Below are 14,935 nucleotides of genomic sequence, written 5' to 3' on the forward strand. Positions count from 1 at the left end.
CCAGCCAGCATGGTGAATCAGAAGCAAGCTGATTTGGGAATCCCAAATCGATTCAACCTAACCCCATCCCGCTTTAGTTATTCAGCTTCGAGCCCGCCGTCAGAATATCGCTTGCGATCTGGCTCGACCGGATCGCGAACTCATCGCGCAGGCGGAGAGCGGCGGCCGGATCGCTCTCCAGCACGCGCTGAAACAGGCTGCGGGCGACGCGGATGACGGAGGAGTGCTCGAGCGCGATCGCACTCGAGGGACGCTTCATCGGCACCACCAGCGCGAGCTCGCCGATCAGCGTGCCGGGGCCGGCGATCATCTCGGCGCCGGCGCCGTCCTCGACGCGAAAGGCGCCGCGCTGAACCACGAAGCCGGCGTCCGCGTCGTCGCCCTGATTGAAGAGGACGTCGCCGCGCACGAAATCGCGCTGCTCGGAACCGATCGCCAACATGCGCAGCGAAGCGTCTCCCAACAGGCGCAGTGTCGGGACACGCTCGAGCAGCGCTACGTCGTCGTCGATTGACATTCAGGTCCGTGGCTCAAAGGCCCGCGATCTCAAACGATTCGCGGGACCTTGGGAGCGTATCACGGCACCAGCTTGTAGCCACCGGCTTCCGTGACCAGGATTTCCGGGTTGGCAGCGTCCTTCTCGATCTTCTGGCGGAGACGGTAGATGTGGGTTTCCAGCGTGTGCGTGGTGACACCGGAATTATAGCCCCAGACCTCCTGGAGCAGCGTCTCGCGCGAGACCGGCATCTGGCCGGCCCGGTAGAGGAAGCGAAGGATGGCGGTTTCCTTCTCGGTCAGCCGCACCTTGCGGGCATTGGCCGCGGTCAGCATCTTCGAGCCCGGACGGAAGCTGTAGGGCCCGACCGAGAACACCGCGTCTTCGCTCGCTTCGTGCTGACGAAGCTGGGCGCGGATGCGCGCCAGCAGCACCGCGAAGCGGAAGGGCTTTGCCACATAATCGTTGGCGCCGGATTCCAGGCCCAAAATCGTATCGGAATCCGTATCGTGCCCGGTCAGCATGATGATCGGGGCCTTGAAACCGCCCTTGCGCAAGCTACGCACCACCTCGCGGCCGTCGGTGTCGGGCAGGCCGACATCCATCAGTACCAGATCGGGGGAATTGGCCTTTGCGGCGCTCGCGCCCTTCGCACCGGTATCGACGGCGGAGGCTTCGAACTCTTCGTGCAGCGATAATTGCTCCACCAACGTATCGCGCAGATCGGAATCGTCATCCACGATCAGGATCTTGCGGGCATTGGCCATGGGGTCATCCTTTTGGGGTCGAACTCCGACGCGCGCATGCCGCCTCAGAGCTGCGATTGGTAAGTTAGAGGTCGCCGTTATTATTGTTGTTCGTGTTGAAGTAGTGGGCTGTTACCGATTCTCAAGCCAGAACTACTTTAACTCAGAATAGCAGGGCTTTTCGATGAATGTCCTGTAATGAAGCCGGCACCGCGCCTTCACATGAAAAATCCTTATTCCTCAATTACTTACGCCAAGAACAGACCGCTTTCCACGATCCGGGTGAGAGCGTCGGCTGGCAATCCGCGGCGGGGCTGGCTGACCGCCGGACCCCTGACGATTCCCGTCGCGCTCGGCCGTGGCGGCATTCGCGCCAACAAGCGCGAGGGCGACGGCGGCACGCCGAAGGGCAGCTTTCGGCCGCGGCAGCTCTGGTGGCGGGGCGACCGCCACAACCGGCCGCAGACCTTCCTGCCGGCCCGCGCCATTCAGCCCGAGGATGCCTGGTGCGAAGACCCCGCCGACCGCCATTACAACCGGCCGATCCGGCGCGGGGCGGGGCAGGGCGGCGATCGGCTCACGCGCGCCGACCACCTCTATGACTTCATCGTCGAGATCGACCACAATACGCGGCCACGCATTCCCGGGCGCGGCAGTGCCGTATTCCTGCATCTGGCGCGAGACAATTTTGGGCCGACGGCCGGCTGCGTCTCCATGAGGCAAGCAGCGATGGTGCAGTTGTTGCGGCGGCTTGGACCACGGACCAGGATCATCATCGGGTGAGGGACCATGCTCGACGAGAACCAGATCAAGGCTGCCTCGCGGGTGCTCGCAGGCCATTGGAGCGCCGGCACCAAGCTTGACGCGCTCGAAACCGCCTTGCGGCCGCATACGCGCAGCGAGGGCTATGCCATCCAGGCCGCGCTCGAATCCGCTTCAGGCGGCAAGCTGTTCGGCTGGAAGATCGCGGCAACCAGCGAGGCCGGGCAAAAGCACATCAACGTCAGGGGACCGATGGCCGGGCGCATCCTGAGCGACACCGTCATCGCCGATGGCGGCACGGCCTCGATGAAGGGCAACGAGATGCGGGTGGGCGAGCCGGAATTCGCCTTTCGCATGGCGCGCGACCTGCCGCCGCAGTCTTCGCCGTTTGGCGTCGGCGAAGTACTTGCGGCGGTCGATACGCTGCATCCCGCGATCGAAATTCCGGACTCGCGCTTTGTCGATTTCGCCAGCGCCGGCGAGGCGCAGCTCATCGCCGACAATGCGTGCGCCCATCTGTTCGTGCTGGGCGCGCCGACCACGGTGGATTGGCGCGCGCGTGATCTCGTGGAGGAGCGGCCAGAGATCGCGCTGCGTGGCCAGCGCTACGTCGGCCATGGCAAGAACGTGCTTGGCGATCCCCGTGTCGCACTCGCCTGGCTTGCCAACGAGCTGCGCGCGCTCAGGATCACATTAAGAGCGGGGGAGGTGGTGACGACCGGCACCTGCCATCCGCCGCTGCCGATTGGGGCCGGCGATCATCTCGCCGCCGATTTCGGTGCGCTGGGAAAGGTCTCGGTGAGATTCGGGTAGTCACTCACACTGCGCCGTCATTGCGAGGAGCGAAGCGACGAAGCAATCCAGGCTGCCTCAGCGGAAGGATACTAGATTGCTTCGCGTCGCTCGCAATGACGAACTTGAGATCTTGCGTGAGGCACGGCCTTCGCCGACCGCTACTACCGATGCCCGAAGATCGCCGAGCCCACGCGGATATGCGTGGCACCTAACATGATGGCGGTGGCGAAATCCGCGCTCATGCCCATCGAGAGATTCTTCAATCCGTTGCGCGCGGCGATCTTGGCGGTGAGCGCGAAATGCGCGGCCGGCGGCTCGTTCGCTGGCGGGATGCACATCAGGCCGGAAATGGTGAGCCCGTAGGTGTCCCTGCAGCTCGCGATGAAGGCATCCGCCTCACCGGGCGCGACGCCGGCCTTCTGCGGCTCCTCGCCGGTGTTGATCTGGACGAAGAGCTGCGGGTGCCGGTTCTGGGATTCGATTTCCTTGGCTAACGCCTGGCAAATGCTCGGACGGTCGACCGAATGAATGGCGTCGAACAGCGCGACCGCTTCTTTCGCCTTGTTGGATTGCAGCGGTCCGATCAGATGCAGTGCGATATCCGAGTAACCAGAAATTAACGCCGGCCACTTCGCCTTGGCTTCCTGCACGCGATTCTCGCCGAATACGCGCTGTCCGGCCGCGATGACCGGCGTAATCGCATCCGCGGCGAACGTCTTCGACACCGCGATCAGCGTCACCGCAGCGCGATCGCGCTGCGCGTCCTTGCAGGCGCGCGCGATCTCCTGCTCCACAACGGCGAGCGCATTTGGTGAATGCCCGGTTAGCGGCAAGGCGTTGGCTTCTGTCATGACATCGCTCGAGACCCGTGTCTCTACGGAGGTAGTTCCAATTTTACCGAGTTCAAGAAAGGCTTCTTGAACCCTTGGAACTAAGTTGCGCGCGGGGTGGGTAGCACAAAAATGGCCAACATCAGTCTCAACCGCAAACGCGCGAAACTCAAGCAGGTTCTCGGAATCCGGGCCCGGCTTGCGTTGCTCGCGGTGATTCTGGTGACGCCCCTGATGCTGGAGCGCATCCGTTCGCTCGAAGATGCGCGCGTCAAGCAGATCGCGCAAGCGACGACCGAGTTCACCACCGTTGCGAGGCACAGCGCGGACGCGCAGCGCGAGGTGATTTCGTCGGTCGAGACCATTTTGAAATCCGAGGCTTTCATCCGCGCTTCCGCCGGCGGCGTCAGCAAGAGCTGCGACGTATTGCGCGCGAGCCTGCCGGCCAGCCTGCCCTGGATTCGCACGCTGCTGATCGCCGGCCAGGACGGCCGCATCCAGTGCTCGACCAACAACATGTATGTCGGCCTCGACTTGAGTGACCGGCCCTATTTCCAACAGGCGCAGGAAACCGGCCGTTTCGTGCTCTCCGATTTCCTGCTGGCAAAACCTTCGCAGATGCCGACCGTGATGGCGGTCTATCCGGTCTCCGCGCTCTCGGGCGTCCCGGACGCCGTGGTGCTCGCGACCGTGAACCTCGACTGGATGTCGAAGATCATGAACAATCTGGGCGGCCGCTCCGGCATTTCGGCCGTGCTGGTCGATAGCACCGGCACGGTGCTGGCCGCGCCCGCCGACCAGTACAGCGCGGTCGGACGTCCGCTCGACAACCTGCCGCTGATGTCGGCGATCGCCGACATGGCGCTGCGCTCGGATCAGGACGAGGGATCGCTGTCCTTCACGGCGGTCGACGGCTCCCGCCGCGCAGTCAGCTACATGCGCATCGCCGGCACCAATGCGCGCCTGATCGCCAGCATCGACGAGGACAAGGTCTCTGCCGCCGTCAGCCGCGACATCCGCACCGCTTATCTCCAGCTCGCTTTCGTCGTCGTGTTCGTTCTGCTCGGCGCACTGATTGCGGCAGAGAAGCTGGTGATCAAGCCGATCGAGATGCTCGCGGACATGGCCAAGCGCTTTGGCCAGGGCGACCTCTCGGCCCGCGCCGCGCGCAATCGCCTGCCAGCCGAGTTCGTGCCGCTCGCCCGGGCCTTCAATGCGATGGCCGCACAGCTCGGGCAGCGTGAACGCGAGCTGATCGCGAGCAACGACCGGCTGACCGTGATGGCCTCGATCGACATGCTGTCGGGTCTTGCCAACCGCCGCGGCTTCCAGAGCCGCCTCGATTTCGAATGGATGCGCGCGCAGCAATATGACAGCGACCTGTCGCTGCTGATGATCGACGTCGATCATTTCAAGCTCTTCAACGACACCTATGGCCATCTCGAGGGCGATTCCTGCCTGACCCGGCTCGGCGAAACGCTGTCGGGGATTGCGGCCGACACCATGGGCTTTGCCGCGCGGTATGGCGGCGAGGAATTCTGCCTGTTGCTGCCGAACACGGACCTCACGCGCGCCATGGAGATCGGCGAGACCGTTCGCGCCGCAGTGCTGCGGCTGTGCCTGCCGCATATCACCTCGAGCCACATGATCGTCACCGTCTCGATCGGCGTTGCCGCAGCGCGGCCCAATGAGACCTTGCGTCCGGGCGATCTCATCGAAGCGGCCGACGCCGCGCTCTACGCCGCCAAACATCGCGGCCGCAACACCGTCGTCGAGCACGGTTCGGTGCAGGAGAGCGAAGGCGCCAGCGCGATGGCGATGGCGGTCTGAAACAGCTCCCGCTCAGGCCGTTTTGAAGGCCTTAGACGTTGACCCCCGAGCTGCTTTTGTGGCCTAGTCCGCCGTCTTTACGACGGCCGAACCCTAGAAAACCGCAACGATTCCATGACCTCCGAACGTTATAACGCCCGCGATTCCGAACCGCGCTGGCAAGCCGCCTGGGACGAAAAGGCGATCTTCGTCTCCCGAAACGACGATTCGCGGCCGAAATACTACGTGCTGGAGATGTTCCCTTACCCGTCCGGGCGCATCCATATCGGCCACGTCCGGAACTATACGCTCGGTGACGTGCTGGCCCGCTTCATGCGCGCCAAGGGTTTCAACGTGCTGCACCCGATGGGCTGGGATGCCTTCGGCCTGCCGGCGGAGAACGCCGCGATCGAGCGCAAGGTCGCGCCGAAAGCCTGGACCTACGACAACATCGCAGCGATGAAGAAGCAGCTCCGCTCGATCGGGTTGTCGCTGGACTGGAGCCGCGAGATCGCAACCTGCGATCCCTCCTACTACAAGCACCAGCAGAAGATGTTCCTGGACTTCCTGCGCGAGGGCCTCGCCGAGCGCGAGAAGCGCAAGGTGAACTGGGACCCCGTCGACATGACGGTGCTCGCCAACGAGCAGGTGATCGACGGCCGTGGCTGGCGTTCGGGCGCTGTCGTTGAACAACGGGAAATGAACCAGTGGGTCTTCAAGATCACGAAGTACTCGCAGGAGCTCCTGAGCGCGCTGGATACGCTCGACCGCTGGCCGGACAAGGTGCGGCTGATGCAGCGCAATTGGATCGGCCGCTCCGAGGGCCTGCTGATCCGCTTTGCGCTGGATCAGGCAACGACGCCTGCCGGCGAGAGCGAACTGAAGATTTTCACGACGCGCCCGGACACGCTGTTCGGCGCAAAGTTCATGGCGATCTCGGCCGATCATCCGCTGGCGCAGGCTGCCGCCGCCAAAAACCCGAAGCTTGCCGAGTTCATCGCCGAGATCAAGAAGATCGGCACAGCGCAGGAGATCATCGACACCGCCGAGAAGCAGGGCTTTGACACCGGCATCCGCGCCGTCCACCCGTTCGATCCGACCTGGAAGCTGCCGGTCTATGTCGCGAACTTCGTGCTGATGGAATACGGCACCGGCGCGATCTTCGGCTGCCCGGGCCATGACCAGCGCGACCTCGACTTCGTCAACAAGTACAATCTCGGCGTCACGCCGGTGGTGTGCCCCGAAGGCCAGGATCCGAAGACCTTTGTCATCACCGACACCGCCTATGACGGTGACGGCCGCATGATCAATTCGCGCTTCCTCGACGGCATGACCATCGACGCGGCGAAGGAAGAGATCGCAAAGCGCCTGGAAAACGAGATGCGCGGCAACGCGCCCATCGGCGAGCGCCAGGTGAATTTCCGCCTGCGCGACTGGGGCATCTCGCGCCAGCGCTATTGGGGCTGCCCGATTCCCGTCATCCACTGCCCGAAATGCGACGTGGTGCCGGTGCCGGATTCAGAGCTGCCGGTGAAGCTGCCTGACGATGCGACCTTCGACAAGCCGGGCAACGCGCTCGACCATCATCCGACCTGGAAGCACGTCACCTGCCCGAAATGCGGCGGCAAGGCTCTGCGCGAAACCGACACCATGGACACCTTCGTGGACTCGTCCTGGTACTTTGCGCGCTTCACCGATCCCTGGAACGAGGCCTCGCCGACGACGCCTGCGGTGGCGAACCGGATGCTGCCGGTCGACCAGTATATCGGCGGCGTCGAGCATGCGATTCTGCATCTGCTCTACAGCCGCTTCTTCACCCGCGCGATGAAGGCGACCGGCCATATCGCGCTGGATGAGCCGTTCGCCGGCATGTTCACGCAGGGCATGGTGGTGCACGAGACCTACCAGAAGGCCGACGGCACCTACGTGCAGCCGGTCGAGGTGAAGGTCGAGACCGGCGGCAATGGCCGGCGCGCCACGCTGCTCAGCACAGGCGAAGACATCCAGATCGGCGCGATCGAGAAGATGTCGAAGTCGAAGAAGAACACGGTCGACCCCGACGACATCATCGAGACCTATGGCGCCGATGTCGCGCGCTGGTTCATGTTGTCGGACTCACCGCCCGACCGCGACGTGATCTGGAGCGACGAGCGCGTTCAGGGCGCCTCGCGCTTCGTGCAGCGGCTGTGGCGGCTGGTGAACGAAGCCGCGGAAGCCTCCAAGGGCGCGCCGGCGGCCCGGCCGGCGAGCTTTGGCGCGGATGCGATCGCCCTGCGCAAGGCCGCCCATAGCGCGCTGGACAAGGTCACGATCGGAATCGAGCGGCTGCACTTCAACGTCTGCCTCGCCCATATCCGCGAATTCGCCAACAGCCTGTCCGAGGTGCTCCAGCGCCCCGGCCAGCCGGCGGCCGACCTCGGCTGGGCGATCCGGGAGGCCGGGGCCATCCTGGTCCAGCTGTTCTCCCCGATGATGCCGCACCTGGCCGAGGAGTGCTGGCGGGTAGCGGGCCAGACCGGCTTCGTTTCGGAGGCCGCATGGCCGCAAATCGAACGCGATTTGCTGGTTGAAGACACTGTGACCCTGGTGGTCCAGGTCAACGGCAAGAAGCGGGGTGAGGTCACGGTTGCAACAGTGGCCCAGAATCCGGAAATCGAGGCTGCCGTTTTGGCCCTCGATGCGGTAAAGCTGGCCCTGGACGGCAAGCCCGTCCGCAAGGTGATCATCGTCCCCAAGAGGATCGTGAATGTTGTCGGCTAGGATCCGCATCGCTGCCCGCCTCGTCGCGGTTGCCGCCCTTGCGGCAATGACGGCCGGCTGCTTCCGGCCGATGTATGCCGAGCATACCGACGGTACTCCGGGATTGCGGGACAAATTGATGGGCGTGGAAATCCCCCCCGTCGACAAGCCCAATGCCTCGCGCGAGGCCCGGGTCGGCGTGGAGATCCGCAACGCCCTCGCCTTCAAGCTTTATGGCAGCGCCACCGGCGCGCCGCCGACCCACCGCCTGGAGCTGCGGTTCACGACCAGCCGCTCCTCACTGCTCATCAGCTCCGCGACGGGCCTGCCGACGAGCGAGAACTACGGCATCGACGTTCAGTATAATCTGATCAACAACGCGACCAACACTTCGGTGATGACCGGCACCACCTTCTCGCGCGTGTCCTACGACATCCCGGGCTCCTACCAGCGCTTCGCGCGTCAGCGCGCCGTTCGCGATGCGGAAGACCGTGCCGCCAACGAGGTCGCCGACAACATCTCGACCCGCCTCGCCGCCTTCTTCACCGCCGGCACGTAACCGCTTCCGTCATTCCGGGGCACGCGAAGCGTGAACGCGGAATGACGATCCGTAACCTCTGGATTCTCTGGTGCGCATTTGCGCACCATAGTTCGCGCGCTGCGCGCCCCGAATGACGATTTGGCCCATGGTCGCGTTGCGCGGAAAAGAGATCGACGCCTTCCTCGCCCGCCCCGATTCGGGCCGTCCGATCATCCTGCTCTATGGCCCCGATGCCGGGCTCGTTCGCGAGCGCGCCGACGCGCTGATCGCATCCGCGGTCGATGATCCCAACGACCCCTTCTCGCTGGTCAAGCTCGACGGCGATGAACTCTCGGCTGAACCCTCGCGCCTCGTCGACGAAGCCATGACCGTGCCGCTGTTCGGCGGCCGCCGCGCCATCCGCGTGCGCGCCGGCTCGCGCAGCTTTGCCAGTGGCGTCGACACGCTGGCCGAGATGAACGTGACGGACTGCCGCATCGTGATCGAGGCCGGCGAGCTCCGTCCCGAATCGCCGCTGCGCAAGGCCTGCGAGCGCGCCAAGACGGCAGTCGCGATCGGCTGCTATCCCGACACCGAGCGCGATCTCGCCAAGCTGATGGAAGACGAGCTGCGCATCGCCAATTTGCATATCGCGCAGGACGCGCGCGCCGCGCTGATGTCGTTCCTCGGCGGCGACCGCCAGGCCTCGCGCAACGAGCTGCGCAAGCTGACGCTCTATGCTCACGGCAAGGGCGAGATCACGCTCGACGACGTGATGGCGGTCGTTGCTGACGCGTCCGAGCTCAAGCTCGATCCGATCGTCGACGGCGCCTTCGCCGGACGCCCCGACATCGTCGAAAGCGAGTTCGCCAAGGCGATGATCGCCGGAACCTATCCCGGCATGATCATCTCAGCCGCGCAGCGCCAGGCGGCGTGGCTGCACAAGTCGGCGCTCACCGTCGCCGAGGGCACGCCGATCTCGGCCGTGCTCGAAGGCGGGTTTCCACGGCTGCATTTTTCACGAAAGCCCGCGGCCGAAACGGCGCTGCGCAATTTCAGCGTGGCGCGACTTGCCGGCGTCATCGAGCAGCTTGCAACCGCAGCCCTCGATACCCGCAAGCAGCCGTCCCTCGCCGCCGCGATCGCGCAGCGCACGCTGATGGCGATCGCCGCGAACGCGAAGCGGCGGGGTTGAAACTCCGCTCCATCCACGCGTCATTGCGAGACGCGCCTTCAGGCGCGAACTATGGTGGGCAATTGCGCACCATAGAATCTAGAGGTTGTTGCGCGAGATCCCGGGTTCTCGCTTCGCGAGCCCCGGAATGACGGCGCGGAGTTAGAGCACGCCCTTCGCCAACCTGCGCATCACCTCGTCGAGCTGCTCGAGGTTGCGGTAGTTGATCTGGACGGAGCCGCCGGGATCGCGGTGGTTGACGGTGACCTTGAGGCCGAGCGCATCGCTGACGCGCTTTTCAAGATCGATCGTGTCGGGGTCTTTCTCCTTGGCCCCTGCCCCGGCGCGCGCCTTCTGCGGCTTGCGCTCCGGCACGCCCTCCTCGTGCGCGAGCGCTTCGGCCTGGCGCACGTTGAGGCCTTCCTCGACGATGCGCTTGGCCGCCGTGAGCGGATCGGGCACGCCGATCAGCGCGCGGGCGTGGCCGGCCGTCAACTGCCCGCTCGCGATGAAGGCCTGCACTTCCACCGGCAACTTCGTCAGCCGCATCATGTTGGCGACGTGGCTGCGGCTCTTGCCGACGACTTTTGCGATGTCGTCCTGACTGCGTTTGAACTCGCCCGCGAGCGCGTGATAGCCCTGCGCTTCTTCCATCGGGTTGAGGTCTTCGCGTTGCACGTTCTCGATGATCGCGAACTCCAGCGCATCGCTGTCGCTGATGTCGACCGGAACGATCGGCACCTCGTGCAAACCAGCGAGCTGGGAGGCACGCCAGCGCCGCTCGCCGGCGATAATCTCGTAACGGTCCTGCGTGCCCTTCACTGGACGGACTACGATCGGCTGGATCACGCCATGCTGCTTGATGGAGTCAGAGAGCTCCTTGAGCTCAACTTCCGAAAAAGTGCGGCGCGGGTTACGCGGATTGGGTTTGATGAATTCGATCGGCACCTTGCGCTGCGCGCGCGGCCGCTCGACATGCGCCGCCTCCCCGCCGACATCACCGATCAGACTCGCAAGACCCCGGCCCAGTCGCGAACGCGCTTCGTCGGCCATCGCCAGCTCCCTTGGATTCACGTAGCAGTACTCCAGAACTGAATTTCAGATTCTCGATCGTAGGGTGGGCAAAGGCGCGTCTTCACGCCGTGCCCACCATCTTTCCAATCGAACGATTTTGGTGGGCGCGCTTCGCTTTGCCTACCCTACGGCAGTTTCAATGTGTCGTGCGCAGCTCGCGCTCGCGCTGGATCACTTCGGTGGCGAGCCGCAAATACGCTTCGCTGCCGACGCATTTGAGATCGTAGACCAGCACCGGCTTGCCGTAGGACGGCGCCTCTGAGATGCGCACGTTGCGCGGGATCATGGTCTTGTAGACCTTCTCGCCCATGAACTGGCGGACGTCGGCGACGACCTGGTTCGACAAATTGTTGCGCGAGTCGAACATGGTCAGCACGATGCCGTGGATCGATAGGCCGGGATTCAGTGTCGAGCGCACCTGCTCGACCGTCTGGAGCAGTTGCGACAGACCTTCGAGCGCGAAGAACTCGCATTGCAACGGCACCAGGATCGCATCGGAGGCCGCCATCGCATTCACCGTGAGCAGGTTGAGCGAGGGCGGGCAGTCGATCAGCACGTAGGTGTAGTCTGCATCCGGCGAGACGTTGTTGTTGAGCGAAGAGATCGCATCGCGCAGGCGGAAGGCGCGGCCAGGCGTGGTGCCGAGCTCAAGCTCGAGTCCGGAGAGGTCCATTGTCGAGGGTGCGATGTGCAGCCGCGGCACCGCAGTCGAGACCACCGCTTCGCGCAAGGCGGCTTCGCCGACCAGCACGTCATAGGTCGAGCAGGAGCGGTTGCGTCGATCGATGCCGAGACCGGTCGAGGCGTTGCCTTGCGGATCGAGATCGACGATCAGGACGCGCTCACCAATCGCCGCGAGTGCCGTGCCGAGGTTGATCGCCGTGGTTGTTTTTCCCACGCCGCCCTTCTGATTCGCGAGCGCCAGGATCCGCGGATGGCCCTGCGGCACCGTCTCGGTCTGCTCCTGCTGAGGTTCGTCAATCACGGTCATGCCACTTCCCCACTCGCCCCCGTTTTCCGGGCCCTCACCCACGCCGCTGGATAGTGTCCAGCTCCACGATCCAACCGTCGCCCGTCCGGCTTTGATGGAGCTTGGGCTGAATAGTCCAATATTTAGCGGCTTCGGTCAATTCAGCCTCTACATCTTGGCCCTTGGGAAACAACGCTTTTGCACCGCTACGCACCAAGGGCTCCGCAAAGCCGATGAGTTGATGTAGCGGAGCCAGTGCGCGCGCGGTGACGCAATCGACCGGGCCGGTGATTCTATCCACATTATCCCCGATCTCAGCGAGATGTACGACCCCCGGAGCGCCGGCGATTCGGATCGCTTCGCGCAGGAAGGCGGCCTTCTTCGCGATTCGTTCGACGAGGTGGACACTGGCGCCCGGAATCTCCGCCATCATGCAGGCCAGCACCACACCCGGAAAGCCGCCGCCGCTGCCGAGATCGGCCCAGCGCTTCGCCGATGGTGCGAGCGAGACGAGCTGGAGTGAATCGGCGATGTGGCGGGTCCAGAGATGCGGCAGCGTCGAAGGCGCGACCAGATTGGTCTTGGCCTGCCACTCCCGGAGCAACGCGACGTAGCGATCGAGGCGCATCTCCGTTTCACGTGAAACGGGCGCGAGCTCGAGGGCTGCAGCCTTGTCCGCCGCCAGCGCCGAATCTAGCGCCTCCGCGTTTGGTGACGGCGCCGTCTTCCGGGCCCCCTCTCCCGTGTCAGGTCGCCGCGATGAGGATTTGCCCTTGGATTTGCCTCCGGCCGGTCCGCGCTGTTTCACGTGAAACGCCTAAGCGGTCGCCCTGGAAGTCTTGCGTCGTGCCTCACGGCGCAGATACGCGGCGAGGATGCCCAGCGCTGCCGGCGTCATGCCGTCGATCCGGCCCGCCTGCCCCACCGTGAAGGGTCGTGCCTTCTCCAGCTTGGCCCGCACCTCGTTCGAGAGTCCGGGCACGAACTGGTAGTCGACATCGGCGAGAACCAGCCCCTCGTCCCGCCGGAAGGCCTCGACGTCGGCGCTCTGGCGCTCAAGATAGACATCGTACTTGGCGTCGATCTCAAGGTGGGTCGCGATCCCAGGGTCAATGGCCGACAGCTCCGGCCAGATGCCACGAACCTGGCCCCAGCCGACATCCGGATAGGCCAACAGCTCAAAGGCCGACCGGCGCTGGCCGTCCCGGTTCAGGGACAGCCCGTGTCGCGCCGCTTCGTTTGGCGTCAGCGTCAAGGACTTTGACAGCGCTTTGGCGGCCTGGAGCGCTGCCATCTTGGCGCGATGGTGCGCCGTCCGGGCACTGCCGACACATCCCAGGTCGATGCCCTTCTCGGTCAGACGCTGGTCGGCATTATCCGCCCGCAGGGTCAGCCGATACTCGGCGCGCGAGGTGAACATCCGATAGGGTTCGGAGATGCCGCGGGTGACGAGGTCGTCGATCATAACCCCGAGATAGCCGTCGGCCCGGTCGAATACCGTGAGCGCCGCCCCACTCGCGGCCAATGCCGCGTTCAGGCCGGCGACAATGCCCTGGGCCGCAGCCTCCTCATATCCCGTCGTGCCATTGATCTGTCCGGCCAGGAACAGTCCCTGCACCCGCCTAGTCTGGAGGGTCGGATCGAGCTCGCGGGGATCGACATGGTCGTATTCGATGGCATAGCCCGGCCGGACCATCCTGACCTGCTCCAGGCCGGGGATGCTGGCGAGGATCGCGAGTTGAATCTCCTCCGGCAGCGAGGTCGAGATGCCGTTGGGATAAACGGTCGGGTCATCGAGCCCTTCCGGCTCCAGGAAGATCTGGTGGCCGTCCCGATCGCCGAAGCGGACGATCTTGTCCTCGATCGACGGGCAGTAGCGCGGCCCCGTGCTCTTGATCTGGCCCGAATACATGGGCGAGCGATGCACATTGGCCCGGATCACCTCATGGGTCGCAGCGGTGGTCCGGGTGATGCCGCACTGGATCTGCGGGGTCGTGATCCGCTCCGTCATCACCGAGAACGGCTCCGGCGGATCGTCTCCTGGCTGCATTTCCACGGCGGACCAGTCGATCGTCGTGCCGTCGAGGCGCGGCGGCGTGCCGGTCTTGAGCCGGCCCAGCGTGAAGCCCGCCTGCTCAAACGACTTCGACAGCCCCATTGCCGGCGCCTCGCCGACGCGCCCCGCCGGCCAGTTCTTCTCACCGAGATGGATCAGGCCGCGTAGAAAGGTGCCGGTAGTGACCACGACGGCCCCTGCCCGGATCATCCGGCCATCGGCCAGACGGAGCCCGGTGACGCGACCGTCCGAGACCATCAGTTCGTCCGCCTCGCCCTCAATCACGCTGAGGCCATCGGTCTGTTGGATCGCAGCCTGCATCGCGGCCGCATAGAGCTTGCGGTCAGCCTGCGTCCGGGGTCCGCGGACGGCTGGACCCTTGCGGCGATTGAGCATCCGGAACTGAATGCCGCCGGCATCTGCCACCCGGCCCATCAAACCGTCGAGCGCATCGACCTCGCGGACCAGGTGGCCCTTGCCAAGACCCCCGATGGCGGGATTGCAGGACATCGCACCGATGGTCGAGAAACGGTGCGTCACCAGAGCAGTCGTCGCACCCATCCGGGCAGCAGCAGCAGCGGCCTCACAGCCGGCATGGCCGCCGCCAATCACGATGACGTCGAAACTCTCTCGCTCTGTCCGCATAGGCGGACTTCTAGCCCAGGGACGATGAAGCCGGAAGTGGAAACTGGTGAGACGGTTGTTTCACGTGAAACAGAGACGCTCGGCCGTGAGGCATTTTTCGCAAAACAACCCCATGCAAAGTAGAAGGCACGGGGCACCCGGTGTTTCACGTGAAACAAGTTGGGTTCGCTGGGGAAGGTCTGGCGCCAAACGACGCCATTGCAAGCGCAGCGGAGCAATGCAGAATCGTCCGTAGGTGACATCCTGGATTGCTCACATGGGGAGTTGGTGTGTCAAGGTGGTTGGTCAGCTCTTTGTTCGATTGCAGGCCAGCTCTTCG

The 14,935-nt window shown here is 64.4% G+C and carries 13 protein-coding genes; 6 read left to right on the forward strand and 7 right to left on the reverse strand.

The window, feature by feature from the left end; genetic code table 11:
• Positions 1-73: 73 nt before the first annotated feature.
• Positions 74-517 (reverse strand): cyclic nucleotide-binding domain-containing protein, encoded by a 444-nt coding sequence (locus SO139_RS42425; protein ID WP_449380305.1) that lies wholly within the window; start codon positions 515-517, stop codon positions 74-76.
• Positions 518-576: 59 nt separating this feature from the next.
• Complete coding sequence (locus SO139_RS42430) at positions 577-1,263, reverse strand: response regulator transcription factor (RefSeq protein ID WP_027525091.1); 687 nt, start codon at positions 1,261-1,263, stop codon at positions 577-579.
• A gap of 201 nt (positions 1,264-1,464) precedes the next feature.
• On the opposite strand from SO139_RS42430, the gene SO139_RS42435 reads away from it, so the two are divergent.
• Positions 1,465-2,025, forward strand: coding sequence for a L,D-transpeptidase family protein (locus SO139_RS42435; RefSeq protein ID WP_498541899.1), 561 nt, complete (start codon positions 1,465-1,467; stop codon positions 2,023-2,025).
• Positions 2,026-2,031: 6 nt separating this feature from the next.
• Positions 2,032-2,817 carry a 2-keto-4-pentenoate hydratase gene (locus SO139_RS42440; protein ID WP_498541900.1) on the forward strand — a complete coding sequence of 262 codons (786 nt, stop codon included), beginning with the start codon at positions 2,032-2,034 and terminating at the stop codon, positions 2,815-2,817.
• Between the two features lie 143 nt (positions 2,818-2,960).
• On the opposite strand, the gene SO139_RS42445 is transcribed toward SO139_RS42440, so the two are convergent.
• The gene (locus tag SO139_RS42445; protein ID WP_498541901.1) at positions 2,961-3,650 is read right to left on the reverse strand and encodes a YggS family pyridoxal phosphate-dependent enzyme; all 690 of its coding nucleotides are present in this window, start codon (positions 3,648-3,650) and stop codon (positions 2,961-2,963) included.
• 111 nt (positions 3,651-3,761) lie between these two features.
• Here SO139_RS42445 and SO139_RS42450 point away from each other — a divergent pair, with 111 nt between their 5' ends.
• From SO139_RS42450 to holA, 4 genes are all read left to right on the forward strand, one after another.
• Complete coding sequence (locus SO139_RS42450) at positions 3,762-5,459, forward strand: diguanylate cyclase domain-containing protein (protein ID WP_449380309.1); 1,698 nt, start codon at positions 3,762-3,764, stop codon at positions 5,457-5,459.
• Between the two features lie 114 nt (positions 5,460-5,573).
• Positions 5,574-8,198, forward strand: a complete 2,625-nt coding sequence (leuS, locus tag SO139_RS42455; RefSeq protein WP_498541902.1) for a leucine--tRNA ligase — start codon at positions 5,574-5,576, stop codon at positions 8,196-8,198.
• Complete coding sequence (gene lptE, locus SO139_RS42460; RefSeq protein WP_449380311.1) at positions 8,185-8,736, forward strand: LPS assembly lipoprotein LptE; 552 nt, start codon at positions 8,185-8,187, stop codon at positions 8,734-8,736. Before leuS ends, lptE begins: the two co-directional genes overlap by 14 nt.
• 127 nt (positions 8,737-8,863) lie before the next feature.
• Positions 8,864-9,892 (forward strand): DNA polymerase III subunit delta, encoded by a 1,029-nt coding sequence (gene holA / locus SO139_RS42465; RefSeq protein WP_498541903.1) that lies wholly within the window; start codon positions 8,864-8,866, stop codon positions 9,890-9,892.
• Positions 9,893-10,033: 141 nt separating this feature from the next.
• Here the strand turns inward: holA and SO139_RS42470 are convergent, their stop codons facing one another.
• The 4 genes from SO139_RS42470 to mnmG all read right to left on the reverse strand — a co-directional run bounded on the left by SO139_RS42470 (position 10,034) and on the right by mnmG (position 14,616).
• Complete coding sequence (locus tag SO139_RS42470; protein ID WP_449380312.1) at positions 10,034-10,924, reverse strand: ParB/RepB/Spo0J family partition protein; 891 nt, start codon at positions 10,922-10,924, stop codon at positions 10,034-10,036.
• 157 nt (positions 10,925-11,081) lie between these two features.
• Positions 11,082-11,936: a ParA family protein gene (locus SO139_RS42475; RefSeq protein WP_449380313.1), complete on the reverse strand. Its 855-nt coding sequence runs from the start codon at positions 11,934-11,936 to the stop codon at positions 11,082-11,084.
• Positions 11,937-11,970: 34 nt separating this feature from the next.
• Positions 11,971-12,600 carry a 16S rRNA (guanine(527)-N(7))-methyltransferase RsmG gene (rsmG, locus tag SO139_RS42480; RefSeq protein WP_449380344.1) on the reverse strand — a complete coding sequence of 210 codons (630 nt, stop codon included), beginning with the start codon at positions 12,598-12,600 and terminating at the stop codon, positions 11,971-11,973.
• Positions 12,601-12,732: 132 nt separating this feature from the next.
• Positions 12,733-14,616 carry a tRNA uridine-5-carboxymethylaminomethyl(34) synthesis enzyme MnmG gene (mnmG, locus tag SO139_RS42485; RefSeq protein WP_449380314.1) on the reverse strand — a complete coding sequence of 628 codons (1,884 nt, stop codon included), beginning with the start codon at positions 14,614-14,616 and terminating at the stop codon, positions 12,733-12,735.
• Positions 14,617-14,935 lie beyond the last annotated feature (319 nt).

Source organism: Bradyrhizobium sp. UFLA05-89, assembly GCF_059803475.1.